Annotated in this window: 20 protein-coding genes; 19 read left to right on the forward strand and 1 reads right to left on the reverse strand. The window is 71.6% G+C overall.

The window, feature by feature from the left end; genetic code table 11:
- Positions 1–110: 110 nt before the first annotated feature.
- From ABZY11_RS11850 to ABZY11_RS11935, 18 genes are all read left to right on the forward strand, one after another.
- The gene (locus tag ABZY11_RS11850) at positions 111–1,070 is read left to right on the forward strand and encodes a helix-turn-helix domain-containing protein (protein WP_356478986.1); all 960 of its coding nucleotides are present in this window, start codon (positions 111–113) and stop codon (positions 1,068–1,070) included.
- Positions 1,071–1,248: 178 nt separating this feature from the next.
- Positions 1,249–2,247 (forward strand): TauD/TfdA family dioxygenase, encoded by a 999-nt coding sequence (locus tag ABZY11_RS11855; RefSeq protein WP_356478987.1) that lies wholly within the window; start codon positions 1,249–1,251, stop codon positions 2,245–2,247.
- 128 nt (positions 2,248–2,375) lie between these two features.
- Positions 2,376–2,627, forward strand: a complete 252-nt coding sequence (locus ABZY11_RS11860; protein WP_356478988.1) for an acyl carrier protein — start codon at positions 2,376–2,378, stop codon at positions 2,625–2,627.
- A 46-nt stretch (positions 2,628–2,673) separates the two neighbouring features.
- Positions 2,674–3,921 (forward strand): beta-ketoacyl-[acyl-carrier-protein] synthase family protein, encoded by a 1,248-nt coding sequence (locus tag ABZY11_RS11865; RefSeq protein ID WP_356478989.1) that lies wholly within the window; start codon positions 2,674–2,676, stop codon positions 3,919–3,921.
- Complete coding sequence (locus ABZY11_RS11870) at positions 3,918–5,057, forward strand: beta-ketoacyl synthase N-terminal-like domain-containing protein (protein WP_356478990.1); 1,140 nt, start codon at positions 3,918–3,920, stop codon at positions 5,055–5,057. Before ABZY11_RS11865 ends, ABZY11_RS11870 begins: the two co-directional genes overlap by 4 nt.
- Entirely contained in the window at positions 5,054–6,007 is a 954-nt protein-coding gene (locus ABZY11_RS11875; RefSeq protein WP_356478991.1) for a beta-ketoacyl synthase N-terminal-like domain-containing protein, read from the forward strand. Before ABZY11_RS11870 ends, ABZY11_RS11875 begins: the two co-directional genes overlap by 4 nt.
- Positions 6,004–6,915: an alpha/beta hydrolase gene (locus ABZY11_RS11880; protein WP_356478992.1), complete on the forward strand. Its 912-nt coding sequence runs from the start codon at positions 6,004–6,006 to the stop codon at positions 6,913–6,915. Before ABZY11_RS11875 ends, ABZY11_RS11880 begins: the two co-directional genes overlap by 4 nt.
- Positions 6,912–7,916, forward strand: a complete 1,005-nt coding sequence (locus ABZY11_RS11885; RefSeq protein WP_356478993.1) for a hypothetical protein — start codon at positions 6,912–6,914, stop codon at positions 7,914–7,916. The genes ABZY11_RS11880 and ABZY11_RS11885 overlap by 4 nt, the downstream gene beginning before the upstream one ends.
- Positions 7,913–8,239, forward strand: a complete 327-nt coding sequence (locus ABZY11_RS11890) for a hypothetical protein (RefSeq protein WP_356478994.1) — start codon at positions 7,913–7,915, stop codon at positions 8,237–8,239. Before ABZY11_RS11885 ends, ABZY11_RS11890 begins: the two co-directional genes overlap by 4 nt.
- Position 8,240: 1 nt before the next feature.
- Entirely contained in the window at positions 8,241–8,648 is a 408-nt protein-coding gene (locus ABZY11_RS11895) for a hypothetical protein (protein ID WP_356478995.1), read from the forward strand.
- A 2-nt stretch (positions 8,649–8,650) separates the two neighbouring features.
- On the forward strand, positions 8,651–9,073 hold the full coding sequence (locus ABZY11_RS11900; protein WP_356478996.1) for a hypothetical protein: 423 nt from the start codon (positions 8,651–8,653) through the stop codon (positions 9,071–9,073).
- Positions 9,074–9,152: 79 nt separating this feature from the next.
- Complete coding sequence (locus ABZY11_RS11905) at positions 9,153–10,226, forward strand: beta-ketoacyl synthase N-terminal-like domain-containing protein (protein WP_356478997.1); 1,074 nt, start codon at positions 9,153–9,155, stop codon at positions 10,224–10,226.
- A gap of 81 nt (positions 10,227–10,307) precedes the next feature.
- Positions 10,308–10,568: an acyl carrier protein gene (locus tag ABZY11_RS11910; protein ID WP_356478998.1), complete on the forward strand. Its 261-nt coding sequence runs from the start codon at positions 10,308–10,310 to the stop codon at positions 10,566–10,568.
- Positions 10,565–11,029, forward strand: a complete 465-nt coding sequence (locus tag ABZY11_RS11915; protein WP_356478999.1) for a hypothetical protein — start codon at positions 10,565–10,567, stop codon at positions 11,027–11,029. The genes ABZY11_RS11910 and ABZY11_RS11915 overlap by 4 nt, the downstream gene beginning before the upstream one ends.
- Positions 11,026–11,508 carry a beta-hydroxyacyl-ACP dehydratase gene (locus ABZY11_RS11920; protein WP_356479000.1) on the forward strand — a complete coding sequence of 161 codons (483 nt, stop codon included), beginning with the start codon at positions 11,026–11,028 and terminating at the stop codon, positions 11,506–11,508. Before ABZY11_RS11915 ends, ABZY11_RS11920 begins: the two co-directional genes overlap by 4 nt.
- Positions 11,509–11,527: 19 nt before the next feature.
- Positions 11,528–12,274 carry a 3-oxoacyl-[acyl-carrier-protein] reductase gene (fabG, locus tag ABZY11_RS11925; RefSeq protein ID WP_356479001.1) on the forward strand — a complete coding sequence of 249 codons (747 nt, stop codon included), beginning with the start codon at positions 11,528–11,530 and terminating at the stop codon, positions 12,272–12,274.
- A gap of 18 nt (positions 12,275–12,292) precedes the next feature.
- Positions 12,293–13,000 carry a DsbA family protein gene (locus ABZY11_RS11930; protein WP_356479002.1) on the forward strand — a complete coding sequence of 236 codons (708 nt, stop codon included), beginning with the start codon at positions 12,293–12,295 and terminating at the stop codon, positions 12,998–13,000.
- Positions 13,001–13,117: 117 nt separating this feature from the next.
- The gene (locus ABZY11_RS11935) at positions 13,118–13,339 is read left to right on the forward strand and encodes an MbtH family protein (protein WP_356479003.1); all 222 of its coding nucleotides are present in this window, start codon (positions 13,118–13,120) and stop codon (positions 13,337–13,339) included.
- Between the two features lie 128 nt (positions 13,340–13,467).
- Here the strand turns inward: ABZY11_RS11935 and ABZY11_RS11940 are convergent, their stop codons facing one another.
- Positions 13,468–14,232, reverse strand: a complete 765-nt coding sequence (locus ABZY11_RS11940; RefSeq protein WP_356479004.1) for a thioesterase domain-containing protein — start codon at positions 14,230–14,232, stop codon at positions 13,468–13,470.
- A 236-nt stretch (positions 14,233–14,468) separates the two neighbouring features.
- On the opposite strand from ABZY11_RS11940, the gene ABZY11_RS11945 reads away from it, so the two are divergent.
- Positions 14,469–14,946: condensation domain-containing protein (locus ABZY11_RS11945; RefSeq protein WP_356479005.1), on the forward strand; the 478-nt coding region annotated here is incomplete at its 3' end.

Below are 14,946 nucleotides of genomic sequence, written 5' to 3' on the forward strand. Positions count from 1 at the left end.
CGTTCGCTGTCGAGGTCTTGTGCAAGCGATTTCGCACACCCTTGGGGAGGGTCCGGTCGTGTGCGGGCTTTCGCCTATGCGGTTTCATGATTTCACGGGGGCAGGCAGGAATGGAACGAGAGCGGGCCATAGGACTCGACCGGCAGACCGAGTTCGTCTACCGGATGCTGCTGCGACGTCGCAGATGGCGCATGGCGGAACTGTGCGGCGTGCTCGATGTCACCGAGGAGTGGCTGGGTCGCATCGTCGACGGACTGCGGGAGGAAGGACTCGTCGCCGCCTCGGCCGACGACGAACTGGCCCTGCGGGCCGTGGAGCCGTGCCTCGCGCTGCCGGCACTCGCGAACCGGCGGTTCCAGGACGCACAGGGCTCCGGACTGCCCGGGGCGGTGGCGGTGGAACGGCTGATCGCGCTGCACGAGCGGGCCGCGGACCGGATCGCCGAGCCGGTCGAGACCGGCAGTGTGGACGAGGCGTCGGGGCTCGTGGAGCGGCTGGCCACCACGGTGCGCCGCGAGGTGGTCATGCTGGTGCCCGAACACTGCCCCGGCTCCTTCGAGTTCTCCCGCCATGTGGCCCAGGCGGTGCTGCGCCGCGACGCCGTGCTCCGGCAGGTGTGGGGTGCGTCGTTCCTGCATCTGCCCGCCGCCGTCGAGCACGCGCGGTGGCTCGGCGCGCAGGGGGCCGCGCCCTGCACCCTGCCGCATGTGCCCACCCGCGCGGTCGTCATCGATGGCGTGGTGGGGGTCCTCTTCGACGAGAGCGGCGGCGCCCGCGTGCTGCGCGGCGGCACCGCGCTCGACTCCCTGAAGAAGCTTGCCGACCGCCTGTGGGACAGCAGCATGGAGGTCCGCCAGGCGATGTCCCCCGTTCCCGCGCCGCCGACCCGGCCACGCCGTGAACAGATCCTGCGGCTGCTCGCCGACGGACTCACCGACGACGCGATCGCCCGCCGGATCGGGGTCAGCGTGCGCACCGTACGCAACGACGTCGCGTCCACCATGCTCGGCCTCGACGCGCGCAGCCGGTTCCAGGCCGGCGTCCGCGCCGCCCAGATGGGACTGCTCTGACCGCCCACCGACGGCCGCGCGTCCCACTGCCCCGCCATGTCCCTCCCGATTCTTGCCAGTTGCTGCAACGGAATCTCCGGAGCACCCGGTGCTTTGCCACTCTGATGGCGGCGCCGGACCGGCTCACCGCGGCGCGGCTCCCATTTCCCGAGCTACCTCCCGGAGGCGAGGAGTTTTCATGTCCGTCGACGTCGGAAACGTGTTGGACCGAAAGACCGGCATCGTGCTCACCGAGGAAGAGAGGACCGAGCTCGAAATAGTCGCCTCCCATGTCAGCGGAATCCAGCCGCGGGCGGTGGACGACCGGTTCTGGATCGATTCGGCCCGGGACCTCTCGGCACTTCTGCCGATCAGGCTGCGCCAGACGCTGCGCCGGTTCGTACGCGATCCCGGAGCCGACGCCATGCTGTTGCTGCGCAATCTTCCGGTGGATCCCGAATCCCTGCCGGACACGCCCAGCACCCCCGGCTCCGTGCAGCGTTCGAGTACGCTGCCCGCCTCCGTGCTCGCCCTCATCTCGCTTCAGCTCGGTGAGCTGATGGCCTTCCAGGAGGAGAAGTCCGGGGCCCTGGTGCAGGACGTGGTGCCGGTGCCCGGCATGGAGGAGTTCCAGGGCAACGCGGGCGCGACCCAGCTGACGATGCATGTGGAGAACGCCTTCCACCCGCTGCGGCCCGACCTCGTCGGCCTGATGTGCCTGCGCAACGACCACGACAACATCGCCGGTCTGCGGGTCGCGTCCATCCGCAACGCACTGCCGCTGCTCTCCGAGAAGACCCGCAGGCTGCTCCACGAGCCGCGGTTCGTCACCGCGCCGCCGGCCTCGTTCGGCGACCTCCAGTCGCTGCCCGAGCCGCACGGAATCCTCAGCGGCGACCCGCAGGACCCCGACGTGAAGGTCGACTTCACCAGCACCGAAGCCCTGGATCCGGACGCGGCGCGGGCGATGGCGGAGCTCGGCGAGGTGTTCGTCGAGGTGCGCCGGACCGTCGTGCTGGAGCCCGGCGACCTCGCGTACGTCGACAACCGGCTCGCGCTGCACGGCCGGACCGCGTTCAGCCCGCGCTACGACGGCCGGGACCGCTGGCTCCAGCGCGCCTTCGTCCAGCTGGACCTGCGCCGATCCCGGCCGCGCCGGGCCGGCGACGGCCAGGTGCAGTCCAGCGCCGCGGCCTGAGGGCGCAGCCGTCCGCCCCGGGGCGTTGCAGCAAGGTGCACCGGAGCTGCCCAAGTGCCCTGCGGTGCACAAGGGTTGGCGTCGCCGGAACTCCGGAAAACCATCACACCCGAATAAGGAGAACGAAGATGACCACGGTCGCCAATGAGCGTCAAGAGAAGATCAAGGACATCGTCTGCGACATTCTTGAGATCGAGCCCGAGGACGTCACGGAGACCAGCCTCTTCAAGGAGGACCACGACGCCGACTCGCTGCGTGCCATCGAGATCCTCGCGTCGCTGGAGAAGGAATTCCACATCGAGATCGACCAGGCCGACCTGGGCCGGATGGTCAATCTCAAGAGTGTCTACCAGATCGTTTCCGACATAGCCGGCTGGTAATCCGAACCACACACCACGGACCATCGAGACTGGTTGGGGAGATTTCATGACGTCGTTCTCCACGGACGACCCGGACGATGCGCAGAGAGTGGTCCTGAGCGGTTTCGGGGTGTTCTCCAGCATCGGGATCGGGGCGGACGCGTTCGCCGAGGGACTGCGGGCCGGGCGCAGCGGTGCCAAGCCCATCACGAGCTTCGACACCACCGGCTTCGCCTACGCCAACGGCTGCGAGGTCAGTGACTTCGACCCCGGCCGGTGGATCCGTAATCAGGAGCTCGAACAGCTCGGCCGGGCCGCCCGGTTCTCGGTGGCCGCCGCCAGGATGGCCACCGAGGATGCCGGGTTCGCCCCCGAGGAACTGCGCACCAAGCGCGGGCTCATCTCGATCGGCACCACCGACGGGGAGTCCCGCGACCTCGACAGTCTGGTGGAGACCGAGATCCGGACCGGACCCGAGGACATGGACCCCGCGGTCGCCCGGCGGGTCAGGGCCGGCCGGCTCTCCACGGCCATCGCCCATGAACTCGGCCTCACCGATGTGGAGGCCGTCACCATTCCCACCGCGTGCGCGGCCGGCAACTACGCCATCGGATACGGCTACGACGCGGTGCGCGCCGGCGAGGTGGACTTCGCGCTGTGCGGTGGGGCCGACGCCCTGTGCCGCAAGACGTTCGCGGGCTTCTACCGGCTGGGCACCATCGCCCCCGAGCGCTGCCAGCCCTTCGACGCCGACCGCAAGGGCATCCTCACCGGCGAGGGCGCGGGCGTGCTGGTGCTCGAAAGCCTGAAGTCGGCGCGGGCCCGCGGCGCCCGGATCTACGCCGAGGTGCTCGGATACGGACTCAACTGCGACGCCTACCACCAGGTGGCCCCCAACGGGGCGAGCGTCGGCAGGGCCATGAAGCTCGCCCTCGACGACGCCGGGGTCAAACCGGAACAGGTCGACCTCATCTCGGCGCACGGCACCGGCACGAAGGCCAACGACGTCACCGAGGCCCAGGCCATCCGCGAGGTCTTCGGCGAGGCCCCCCGGACCATCTCGATCAAGTCGATGATCGGCCACACCATGGGCGCCGCCAGCGCCCTGTCCGCGATCGCCTGCTCACTCGCGATCGTCCACGGCTTCATCCCGCCGACCATCAACCACGTACGCACCGACCCCGAGTGCGACGTCGACTGCGTGCCCAACGAGGCGGTGGAGGCCGACCTGCGCATCGTGCTCAACAACGGCCTGGCGTTCGGCGGGAACAACGCGGTCGTCGCCCTCGGGAAATACCAGGAGCGGGTCCGATGAGCTGGCTGGTCAGTGGAGTGGGCGCGGTCGCCGGAGTGGGCCGCGACCCCAGGGAACTCTTCGACGGCCTCTGCGACGGCCGCAGCGCCCACGCCGAGCTGCGCGGCTTCGACCGTTCGCGGTACGCCGCCCGGTACGCGTACGAGATCGACGACCGGCCGGTGCCAGGCGCCGATGTGCCGGGACGGGCCACCAAATGGCTGCTGGAAGCGGTCGGGCAGGCCGCCCGGGACGCGGGCCTCGGCGAGGACCTCTCGGGGGTGCCGGTCCTCGTCGGCACGGGGTTGCGCGAGCTGCGCTCCGTCGAGCTGTGGTGGCGCGACGGCACGCCGATGGACGCGGGCCGGCTGCACTTCGGCCACGCCCTGCGGGAACGGTTCGGCACCACGGACACGTACACCTTCGCCAACGCCTGCTCGGCCTCGCTGTACGCGCTGGCGATGGGCACCGACCTGCTCGAACTGGGCGAGGCCGACACGGTGATCGCCGCCGGGGTGGATGTGCTCACCGAGAGCATGTACGGGCTCGTGGAGCGAGTCCATCCCACCCCGCCGGACCGGGTCAGGCCCTTCGACCGCGACCGCACCGGCGCGGTCATGGGCGACGGCGCCGCCGCCGTCGTGCTGCGCCGCGACGGGGTGCGGCGGCCGGGCAGGGTGCACGGGCGGCTGCGTGCGGTCGGGCTCAACTGCGACGCGCACCACGCCACCGCGCCGGACCACGCCGGGATCGCCTCGGCGATCCGGCAGGCGCACGACGTGGCCGGGATGAAGCCCAAGGACATCGACCTGGTGATGCTGCACGGCACCGGAACGCTGCTCAACGACGAGGCCGAGGCCACCGCGGTGGCCGAGGTGTTCGGCGCGCACGTCGGCAATCCGCTGATGACCGCGATCAAGTCGATGACCGGCCACACCTCGGGCGCGTCCGGGCTGATCGGCCTGATCACGGCGATGCGCGCGCTGGAGGAGGGCCGGGTGCCGCCCACGCTCGGGCTCTCCCGGCCGGTCGAGGAGGCCGCGGAATTCCGGTTCGTCACCGGTGAGGCAGCCGTCGGCGAACTGTCGGTGGCCCAGATCAATGCGTTCGGCTTCGGCGGCATCAACGCCGTCGCGGTCGTGGAGGCGGTCCGTTGAGCACGCTGGTGACCGGAATCGGCATCGCAGTCGCAGGTGTCGAGAACCCCGGCGATCTGCTGAGGCCCGGACAACCCGGGAGCGCCCCCGTCGAGCCGAGGGAACGGCTCGGCCGCAAGGGACTGCGCTACAAGGACCGGGCCACCCAGCTGAGTTACTGCGCGGCCCGCGACGCGCTGGAGGAGGCGCGGCTGCTCGACGACGAGGGGCGGGCCCTGCGGGGCGACCGGATCGCCGTCGTGGCCAGCTCCAACTACGGGAACCTGGACACGATCTGCCGGACCGTCGAGACGATCGCGGCCGAGACCGCGTCCGCCACCAGTCCGATGGACCTGCCCAACGCCTCCAGCAATGTGCTGGCCTCCTCGGTGGCGATCCGGTTCGGCCTCACCGGACCCAACCTCATGCTGTGCAACGGTGAGACCTCGGGCACCGACGCGGTGCGCTGGGCGCTCGCCCTGCTCGCCTCGGGCCGCGCCGACCAGGTGCTCGTCCTCGGGGCCGAACCGGACACCGCCGCGGCCCGGAGACTGACCGGGCGCGACACCGCCTTCGACGGCGCGGCCGCGCTGCTCCTGGAGACCCGGCGGACCGCGGCGGCCCGGGGAGCACGGGCACGGGCCGGTATCGGCGGCCACGCCCGGGGCGCCGCACTCTCCGACTGCCTGGCCGGACTGGGCAGCCACGACGCGCGCACCCCGGCGGCCTGGCAGGCGCCGGACGCCACCGGGCCCGAGGCACCGGACGGTGCCGGTGTGCTCGACGGCGTACGGGACCTGGGGCTCGCGCGGCAGTGGCGTGGCGCGTCGGGGGCGCTGGGCGTGCTCCAGTGCGCCGCGTCGGCGGGCTGGTTCGCCGCGGGCGGTGCGAGCCCGGTGTACGCCGTGACCGGCGGCGGCGCCGGACCGGCCGCCGGGCTGGTCCTGGTCGGTCCCGGGGAGGCGGGGTGAGCGGGGGAGAGGCCACGGCCACCCTGTCCGCGCACCCACCTGGGCCCGGGGCCACCGCCGTCGGCGGCCCCGGCCGGCCGGTGATCCTCCACCGGCACCCGGTGGACGGGCCCGTGCGCGGCCGGATGCTGCTGCTGCACGGCCTCGGCAACAGCGCGACCGTGTGGGACGGCTTCCTGGCACACCGCGCGCCGGGATACGAGGTGTGGTCGGCGGACCTGCCCTGGCGCGGTGCTGGGGTGGACGACTGGCACCACGCGCCGGACGCCTCCCCGTGGCTGGCCGAGGCGCTCTCCGGAGTGCCGGGCGGGGCGGGCGTGGTCGTCGCGCACTCCTTCTCCGCGATCCAGCTGCTGTCCCTGCTCGACCGTGAACTGGCCACCGGACGCGACCCGTTCGCCCGCTACGGCATCCGCGGCCTGGTACTCGTCGCGCCGTTCTACCGGCGCACGCCCGAGGAGTTCACCTGGGGCGCCATGACGCGCTACCTGGACGACTTCGAACGGATCATGGAGGAGGGCATCCGGGTCCACTCCGGTGGCCGGCTGGACCCGGAGATCCAGCTGTCGATGGCCCGCCGGGTGTGCGACCGGGTCGGTCCGTACGGCTGGATGCGGTTCGTGGACAGCTACCTGCGCACCCCGTGGCTGCGGGCCGAACGGATCGACGTACCCACCGTGATCGTCTGCGGGGAGCACGACTTCGCGGTGGATCCGGCCGAGGGCCTGAGCCTGGCCGCCGAGCTCCCCGACGCACACACGCACATCCTCGCGGACTGCGGGCACTTCCTGATGGCCGAGAGGCCCGAGGAGTTCTCCGCCCTGGTCGGCGATTTCGTCAGCACACTGTCCGCCAGGGCCCGACGGCACCGGCCCGGCGACCGAGCGTTTGGAGAGCCGGGCCGATGAGCGACGTGACCGAGACCCAGGTCAAGACCCTGTTGCAGACCCCGACCCGGGTGCAGCTGCGCCCGCGGTTCGAGGGCTCCAACATCTGTACCTGGATCGGCTTCAAGCACGACAACTACCTGGTCGAGGAAGCCGTCCTGGAGCACTTCAGGACCGCGGGCCTGTCCGCGCGCAGGCTGTACGAGGAGCTGGGCCTCGGCCTGGACTTCGTGGAGATGGACGTCCGGATCCTCAGCTCGCTGCACCTGGACGACCTGGTGACCGCCGACGTGCTGCCGATCACCAAGGAAGGCGCCGGCGAGCTGGCCTTCCGCGTCACGCTGAACGTCGACCGCGACGGCACCTCGGTGAAAGCGGTGGCCGGGAAGGCGAAGGTGGTGCTGCGGGTCGACACCACGTTCCCGCCCGAGCCGGTGCCCGCCGCCCTGGCCCCGTTCTCCGCGACGCGCCTCGGCACGTCCGAGCCCGGCGCCGAGGCCGCCGAGGCCCCGACGACGGAGCTCTCGGCCGGTCACGGCACCACGGGCCCCGACCCGGTGCTGGAGCAACTCACCGCCGGTGAGAACGCGTTCGGCTGGAAGTGGCGGATCCCGTACCCGTACTGCCACTTCACCGAGCGGCTCCAGATGTCCGGCTACCTGCGGCAGATGGAAGAGGTCGTGGACCTCTTCCTGGCCGACCGGGGCCTGTCGATCAAGACGCTCCTCGACGACCGCAAGTGGATCCCGGCCTGCTCGCACTCCCGCATCCGGATCCTCGACGAGGCCCTCATGGAGGAGGACCTGTACGTCGTCTACACGGTGGAGGAGGTCTTCAAGGACTTCCTCTACCGGTCCCGCTTCGACACATACGTCGTGCGCGACGGCCGGCTGGTGCAGACGGCCACCGGACATGTCACGCACGGATACGCGGTCATCGACAGCCGCACGGACTGGCACCTGGTGAACTTCGACGGGCACGTGCTGCGGGCCCTGCGCGGCGAACCGGCACCGGACGCATGAACCGGCACCTCCTCATCGAGACGCAGGGGCCGTGGGCCGGCCGGGAGTGCGCGTCGTTCGTGCGCGACGCCGCGGCCCTGGCCGACGGCGGCCACCGCACCCAGCTGTTCCTCCTCCAGGAAGGGGTGCTGGGCGCCGTGCCCGGTGTGCTGCCGGAGCTCGACAGCTACCTCGCGGCCGACGGCGACCTGTTGGTCGACCGGTACTCGGCCGCCCAACGCGGGCTGAAGCAGGAGCAGTTGGTGGCCGGGTCCCGACTGGTGGACATGGACGAGATCGCCGGGAGCGTGCTCGACGCGGCGGTGAAGGTGGTGTGGCACTGACATGGGCAAGGGCATACCGCGTACCGACGTACTGGTCACCCTGATGGGCTCACCGCACGGCTCCGACCTGTTCACCAGCGTGCTGCGGCTCGTTGAGGAGCTGTTGCGGCAGGGTGCCGCCGTCCAGGTGTGGGCATGCGGTTACGCGACGATGCTCACCCAGGAGGGCCTCGGCGAGTCCAAGCCGCGCAATCTCGCGGACTGGTCCGGCGACTACCCGTCGACCGTCTCCGTGATCCGCGGACTGCTCGCGGCGAACCCGGGCCGGCTGCACTGGTACGGCTGCCGGTTCTGCAGCGACGAGCGCGGCGCCGTCGCCCATGTCCCCGAGGTCCGGCTCCGGGCGCCGTCCGCCTTCGCCGAGAACGTCGCGGCGGCGGACAAGACCCTGTTCGTGGGGGTGCTCTGACCATGACGGCAGAACACAACACCACCACCGGCACGGACAACGGCCGGGTCCTCGGCATCGTCGAACGGGCCTACCGAGGCGCGGTGGAGAAGCAGTTCTTCGACGTGCTCTACATGGCGGTGGAGCTCCACCGCCAGCTGGGCGGCATGGACATCCTGCTGCGCGGGCCCGCCGTGACCTGCGCGCTGGCGGCGGCCGAGGTCGGCCCCCTGAGGTTCGGCGGCCGGGTGCTGGACTCCCTCACCGACCCGCGCCGCGATCTGCGGGTGCTGCTGGACGCCGGGGTGCGGGTCCTCGTGCAGAAGGAGGACCTGACGGCGCTCGGGTTCGACCCCGGCGACCTGCTGGACCCGGCCGTCCGTCCGGTGTCCGCCGCGGAGGTGGTCCGGCGCTGGCCGGAGTACCGGACGGTGAGCTTCCTGTGACCGCAGCCGACACCCGCCCGCACCGCGACCGCTCCGGCTCCTGCCTCCGCGGTCGCCCCAGCCAAGGAATGGACCCCTCATGACCAAGACTGTGATCTCCGCGTGGTCGGCCGTCTCGCCGTTCGGCATGGGCCGCGACGCGTTCGTGGGCGGATTCCACGACGGCCGGTCCACGGTCGCCCCGGTCGACCGCGAGCAGTGGCGGACGCCCGACGACGAGGTCTGCCTCGTCCCCGGCTTCACCCCGGCCGGTGCGCTGGGCAAGAAGGGCACCCGCGCCATGGACCGGGCCACCGGCCTCGCGGTCTCGGCGGTCGGCCGGCTGATCGACGAGTCGCCCGGCGACCCCGCCACCATCTCCGGCGAGGAAGTGGCACTGGTGCTCGGCACCACATCGGGCAGCGTGCAGAGCATGATGGACTTCACCCGCGGCGGCCTCGTCTCGGAGAAGCCCTACTTCGTCGACCCGGCGCGCTTCCCCAACGCGGTGATGAACTGTGCCGCCGGGCAGTGCGCCATCCGGCACCAGCTCAAGGGCCCCAACGCCACCATCGCCGGCGGGCGGGTCTCCGGCCTGCACGCCCTGAAGTACTCCCAGCGGCTGCTGAACGCCCGCCGCGCCCGCACCGTGCTGTGCGGCGCCGTCGAGGAGTACGCCGACGCCCGTGCCTGGCTGGACCGGCACGCGCGCGGCGAGGACGAGACCGGCACGGTCCACGGCGAGGGCTGCGTGATGCTCCGGATCGAACCCGAGGAATCGGCCCAGGGCACCCCGCTGGCCACCGTGCAGGCCGTCGAGGTGGGCGTGTTCGCGGGCGGCGGCGAGAACGCGGCCCCCGTGCTCGACAGCTGCGTACGCCGTGCGCTGGAGCGGTCCGGGACCGACCCGGCCGACGTATGGACCGTCGCCCCGAGCGGCGCCCGGGGTGCGCTCGGCGACGCCGAACAGTCCGTGCTGGACGCCCTTTTCGACCCGGCGGTGGTGAACCGGGTGTCGCGGCTGATCGGCGACACCGCGGGAGCGGCGGCCATGTTCCAGATGGCCGGAGTGCTGGCCGTCGCCGAACGCGCCGGGGCGGCCGGCCGGACCGCGGTCGTCACCGCGGTGGACCGGGACGGCGAAGCGGGGTGCGCGGTGCTGCGGCTCCGCTAGGGCTTTCTCCGCCGTCCGGAACGTACGGGCGGCGCAGTCCGGAACGTACAGACAACTCAGAACGAGAGAGGGACGACCCCCATGACATCCGCTGTGCAGACACTGGACCTCGAACAGCTCCGAGCGCTCATCGCAGAGGTGCTGGACGTCGAGGTCGCGGACATCGGCGACGACACCGACTTCATCGACGACCTGGAGATCGACTCCCTGATGGCCCTGGAGGTCGTCGTGGTGCTGGAGAAGCGCTACCAGGTCAAACTGCGCGAGGAGGAGCTGAAGCAGGTCACCTGCCTGCGGGCGGCGCACGGCCTGATCGAGCAGAAGCTGCGGACCCCGCAGTGACCGTCACCCGAACCGTGGCCGGGCCCGCCGCCTCGGCCGTGGCCACGGCCCCGGCCGAGGCGTCCCCGGTCACGGCCGGCATCCGTGTCGTACGTCCTCGGGCGGCCGTGGACGGGGGCCACCCGACGGCGGCCACCGTCTGCCGCATCGACCCCGCGGAGCAGATCTTCGCGGGTCACTACCCCGGATTCCCCATCTTTCCCGGGGTCTGCGTCATCGAGTGCGTACGCCGCAGCGCCCTGGCCACCGCACCCGGCCCGGTCACGCTGACCGCGGTGGAGTCGGCCCGCTTCCGCGGGCCGGTACTGCCCGGCGACGAGCTGTCCATGGACCTGGTCTGGAAGCCCGACGGGCCCGACGACCAGGACGCGCGGTACTGGCGGGTCACGGCGACCGCCCGCACCGCCCGGGGCGACGCCGCGTCGATCCGGCTGCGCTTCCGGTCAGGGGGCCGGCCGTGATCGGAACCGCCGAACTGCGCCGGCTGCTCCCGCACCGCTTCCCGATGCTGCTGGTGGACCGGGTCGACGAACTGGTGCCCGGCGAGCGGCTGGTCGCCCACAAGGCCGTCACCTGCAACGAGCCCTGCTACGCCGCGCTCCCGCAGGAGACGGAGCCGGACGGATACCGGTTCCCGGAGGTGCTGCTCACCGAGTCGTGGTGCCAGGCGGCCGGTGTGCTGGCCACCTGGGACAGCCCCAACCCCGATGTGCTGAACGGGCAGGTGATGCTGTTCGGCGGCGTCAGCGATGTCCGCTTCGAGCAGCCCGTGTACCCCGGTGACGTGGTGGAGCACCGGGTCCGGGTCCTGCGGGTGCTGAGCGACACGATGATCTTCGAAGGCGAGGCCCTCGTCGGCGGCGGGACGGTCATGACCGTCGCCAGGGCCACGATGGCGTTCCGCCCGGCCGACCAGCTGCGCGCGGCCACCGGAATCTAGTTCACAGAAGGAGAAACGGGTGGGAGACAAGCTGTCCCGCGTCGCGCTCGTCAGCGGCGGCTCACGGGGCATCGGAAGAGCGGCGGTGCTGCGCCTGGCACAGGACGGCCACGACGTGGCCTTCTGCTACCGGTCCGACGCCGACGCGGCGCAGGCGCTGGAGAAGGAAGCGTCCGAGCTGGGCGTACGGGTACTCGCCGTCCGGGCCGACGTCACCGACGCCCAGGCGGTACGCGGCCTCGCGGAGCGCACCGAGGACGAACTCGGCCCGATCGACGTGGTCGTCACCTCGGCCGGCATCACCAGCGACAACCCGCTGCTGCTGATGACCGACGAGCAGTGGCACAACGTCCTGGACATCAACCTGGACGGCGTCTACCACGTCTGCCGGGCCGCCATCTTCGCGATGATGAAGCGCAAGTCCGGCTGTGTCATCAACGTCTCGTCGGTCGCCGGGGTGTACGGCAACGCACGGCAGACCAACTACTCCGCGTCCAAGGCCGGGATCATCGGCTTCACGAAGGCACTGGCCAAGGAGGCCGGACCGTACGGCATCCGCGCCAATGTGGTGGCGCCCGGCTTCATCGACACGGACATGACCGCCACGCTCCAGGGCGGGGTCAAGGACAAGGCACTGAAGTCGATCCCGCTGGGGCGGATGGGCCGGGCGGACGAGGTCGCCGACCTCATCTCGTACCTCGCCTCCGACCGCGCCGCGTACATCACCGGTTCCGTCTTCCAGATCGACGGCGGAATCACCATCTAGCCATCCGGAGGGACGGCCATGGCCAAGCGCGGCCCGCGCTGGTACTTCAATTTCCGCAGCCCGTACTCCTGGCTGGCACACCGGGACCTGGTGGACCGGCACGCCGATGTCGCCGACACCGTCGAGTGGATCCCGTACTGGGACCCGGACCCGCAGAGCGAGGAACTGCTGGCCGGGGAGGGCGGCGCGTTCCTCTACACCCCGATGTCGCGGGAGAAGCACTTCTACGTGCTGACCGATGTGCGCAGGCTCGCGGCCGACCGGGGCCTGACCGTCTCCTGGCCCGTCGACCGCGACCCGGTGTGGGAGGTCTCGCACCTGGCGTACTACCTGGCCGAGGACCGGGGCGTCGGGCACCGGTACGTCGATCTCGTCTACCGCGCCCGCTTCCAGGACGGCAGGAACATCTCCGACCCCGAGGTGATCGCCGAGGTGGCCGGCCGGATCGGCCTCGACCCGGCCGCGGCGGCCGCCGCGGCCGACGACCCGGGGCTGCGTGCCCGGTCCACCGCCTCGCTCATGTCGGCGTACCGGGACGGGGTGTTCGGCCCGCCGTTCCTCATCGCCGGGCGCGAGAAGTTCTGGGGCCTGGACCGGCTGGACCGGTTCGCCGACGCCGTACGCGACAAGGCTCCGGCCCGGCCGGAGACCGACGCTCCGGTGCCCGCCGACGCCCTGTCGGCCACCGCGTCGGGGGACCTGGGACACGCCGGGGGCTGCGGCTGACCGGCCCGCTGCCCGGCCCGCCGGCAAGGGGCCGGCCGGGCAGAGCCCGCAGGGCAGTGGGGCAGTGGGGCAGTGCACGAAACCTACGAAGCACACGATCCGAGGAGAGAACAGACAATGTCGACCAACCCGTTCGAGGACAAGGACGCCACCTACCTGGTGCTCGTCAACGACGAGGGCCAGCACTCGCTGTGGCCGGTCTTCGCCGAGGTACCGGCCGGATGGACCGTCGTGCTCAAGGACGCGAGCCACGACGCGGCACTCGCGTACATCGAGGAGAACTGGACCGACATGCGGCCCAAGAGCCTCGCCGCGGCGATGGACGGCCCCGCGGCGTGACGGACCGTCCGCGCGGCGCCGTACCGGTGTGACGGAACCACGGCCGCCACACCGGTACGGCGTACGGCGGACAGCAAAGCGGCCCCGGAACCCGAACGGGTTCCGGGGCCGCGGCCGTTGTGCGGCGCCTACGGCGTGACGGCCGCCGCCGTCAGCGCCAGCCGCTCGTTGATCCGCCGCGCCAACTCCTCGGTGCCCGACGTGAGATAGAAGTGGTCGCCGGAGAACACCCGGAAACCGAACGGCCCCGTCGTCGCCTCCGCCCACGCCCGGGTCTCCTCGACCGTCACATCGCAGTCGGCGTCACCGACCCACGCCTCGACCGGGGCGCCGATCCGCAGACCGGGCTCGGGCCGGTAGTTCCCCATGAGGGCGAAGTCGCCCCGGATCGCCGGCATCAGCAGCTCCCGCATCTCGGGGCTGTCCAGGAACCGCGTCCCGTCCCCGCCCAGCCGGTCCACCTCCGCGAGCAGCCCCTCGTCCCCACGCAGATGCGCCCGGCTGTTCCGGTACCGGGCCGGCGGCTGCTGACCCGAGACGAACACCACACCCGGCACGACCCCGTGCCGGTGCTCCAGCCGGTGTGCGACCTCGAACGCCACCGACGCCCCCATGCTGTGCCCGAACAGCGCCAACGGCCGCTCCGCCAGCGGCAGCAGCGCCCCGGTCAGCGCGTCGGCGAGCACCCCCATCTCCGTCACGCACGGGTCGCCCAGCCGGTCCTGCCGCCCCGGATAACAGGCCCCCAGCAGCTCCACATCCTCCGGCAGCCACTGCGGCCAGGTACGGAACATGCTGGCGGCCCCGCCCGCGTGCGGCAGGCACACCAGCCGCAGCCGCGGCTGCGCCACCCGCCTGAAACGGCGGAACCACACATCGGTCAGTTCGGACATCCCACTACCTCCGTCGTACGGCGACACTCGGTCCACAACACCCCCAGTGCACCCGGCACGGCGCTGCGCGCTCTGCGGTCTGCAACAACGTGCACCCGTCCGGGAGATGGCCGCGCCGCGGGTCAGTATGAGCACTCGCGCGCCTCCCGCGCGCTTCGCCGTGACGACCGCCGGCAGCGGGCCCCGATCCGCTGCCGGGCGCCGGTGTCCCCGAAATCGACCGAGGGTGGTTCCCGTTGTCCGACGTCCAGGACCTTCTCCTGCCCCTGACCGCTGCCCAGTCCGGCATCTGGTTCGCGCAGGAGCTCGACCCGGCCAACGTCATCTACAACGCGGGCGAATACCTGGAGATCCGCGGCCAGGTCGACGTCCCGCTGTTCGAGACAGCGCTGCACCGGGTGCTGGCCGAGGCGGACTGTCTCCGGGTGCGTTTCGTCGACACCCCGGACGGCCCCCGCCAGCGCATCGCCCCGGCCCTCGACTGGACACTGCCCGTCACGGACGTCTCCGCCGAACCCGACCCGCGCGCGGCGGCGGAACTGCGGATGCGGGACCTGCTCGCCACCCCCAAGGACATCAGGCACGACCACCTCTTCGACTTCGAACTCTTCCGGCTCGCCGACGACCGGTACCTGTGGCTGCACGCCTACCACCACAGCGCCGTCGACGGATTCACCGTGGCGCTCATCGCCCGGCGTGTCGCCGAGCTCTACA

The sequence above is a fragment of the Streptomyces sp. NPDC006510 genome, assembly GCF_040611955.1.
Classification (GTDB): domain Bacteria; phylum Actinomycetota; class Actinomycetes; order Streptomycetales; family Streptomycetaceae; genus Streptomyces.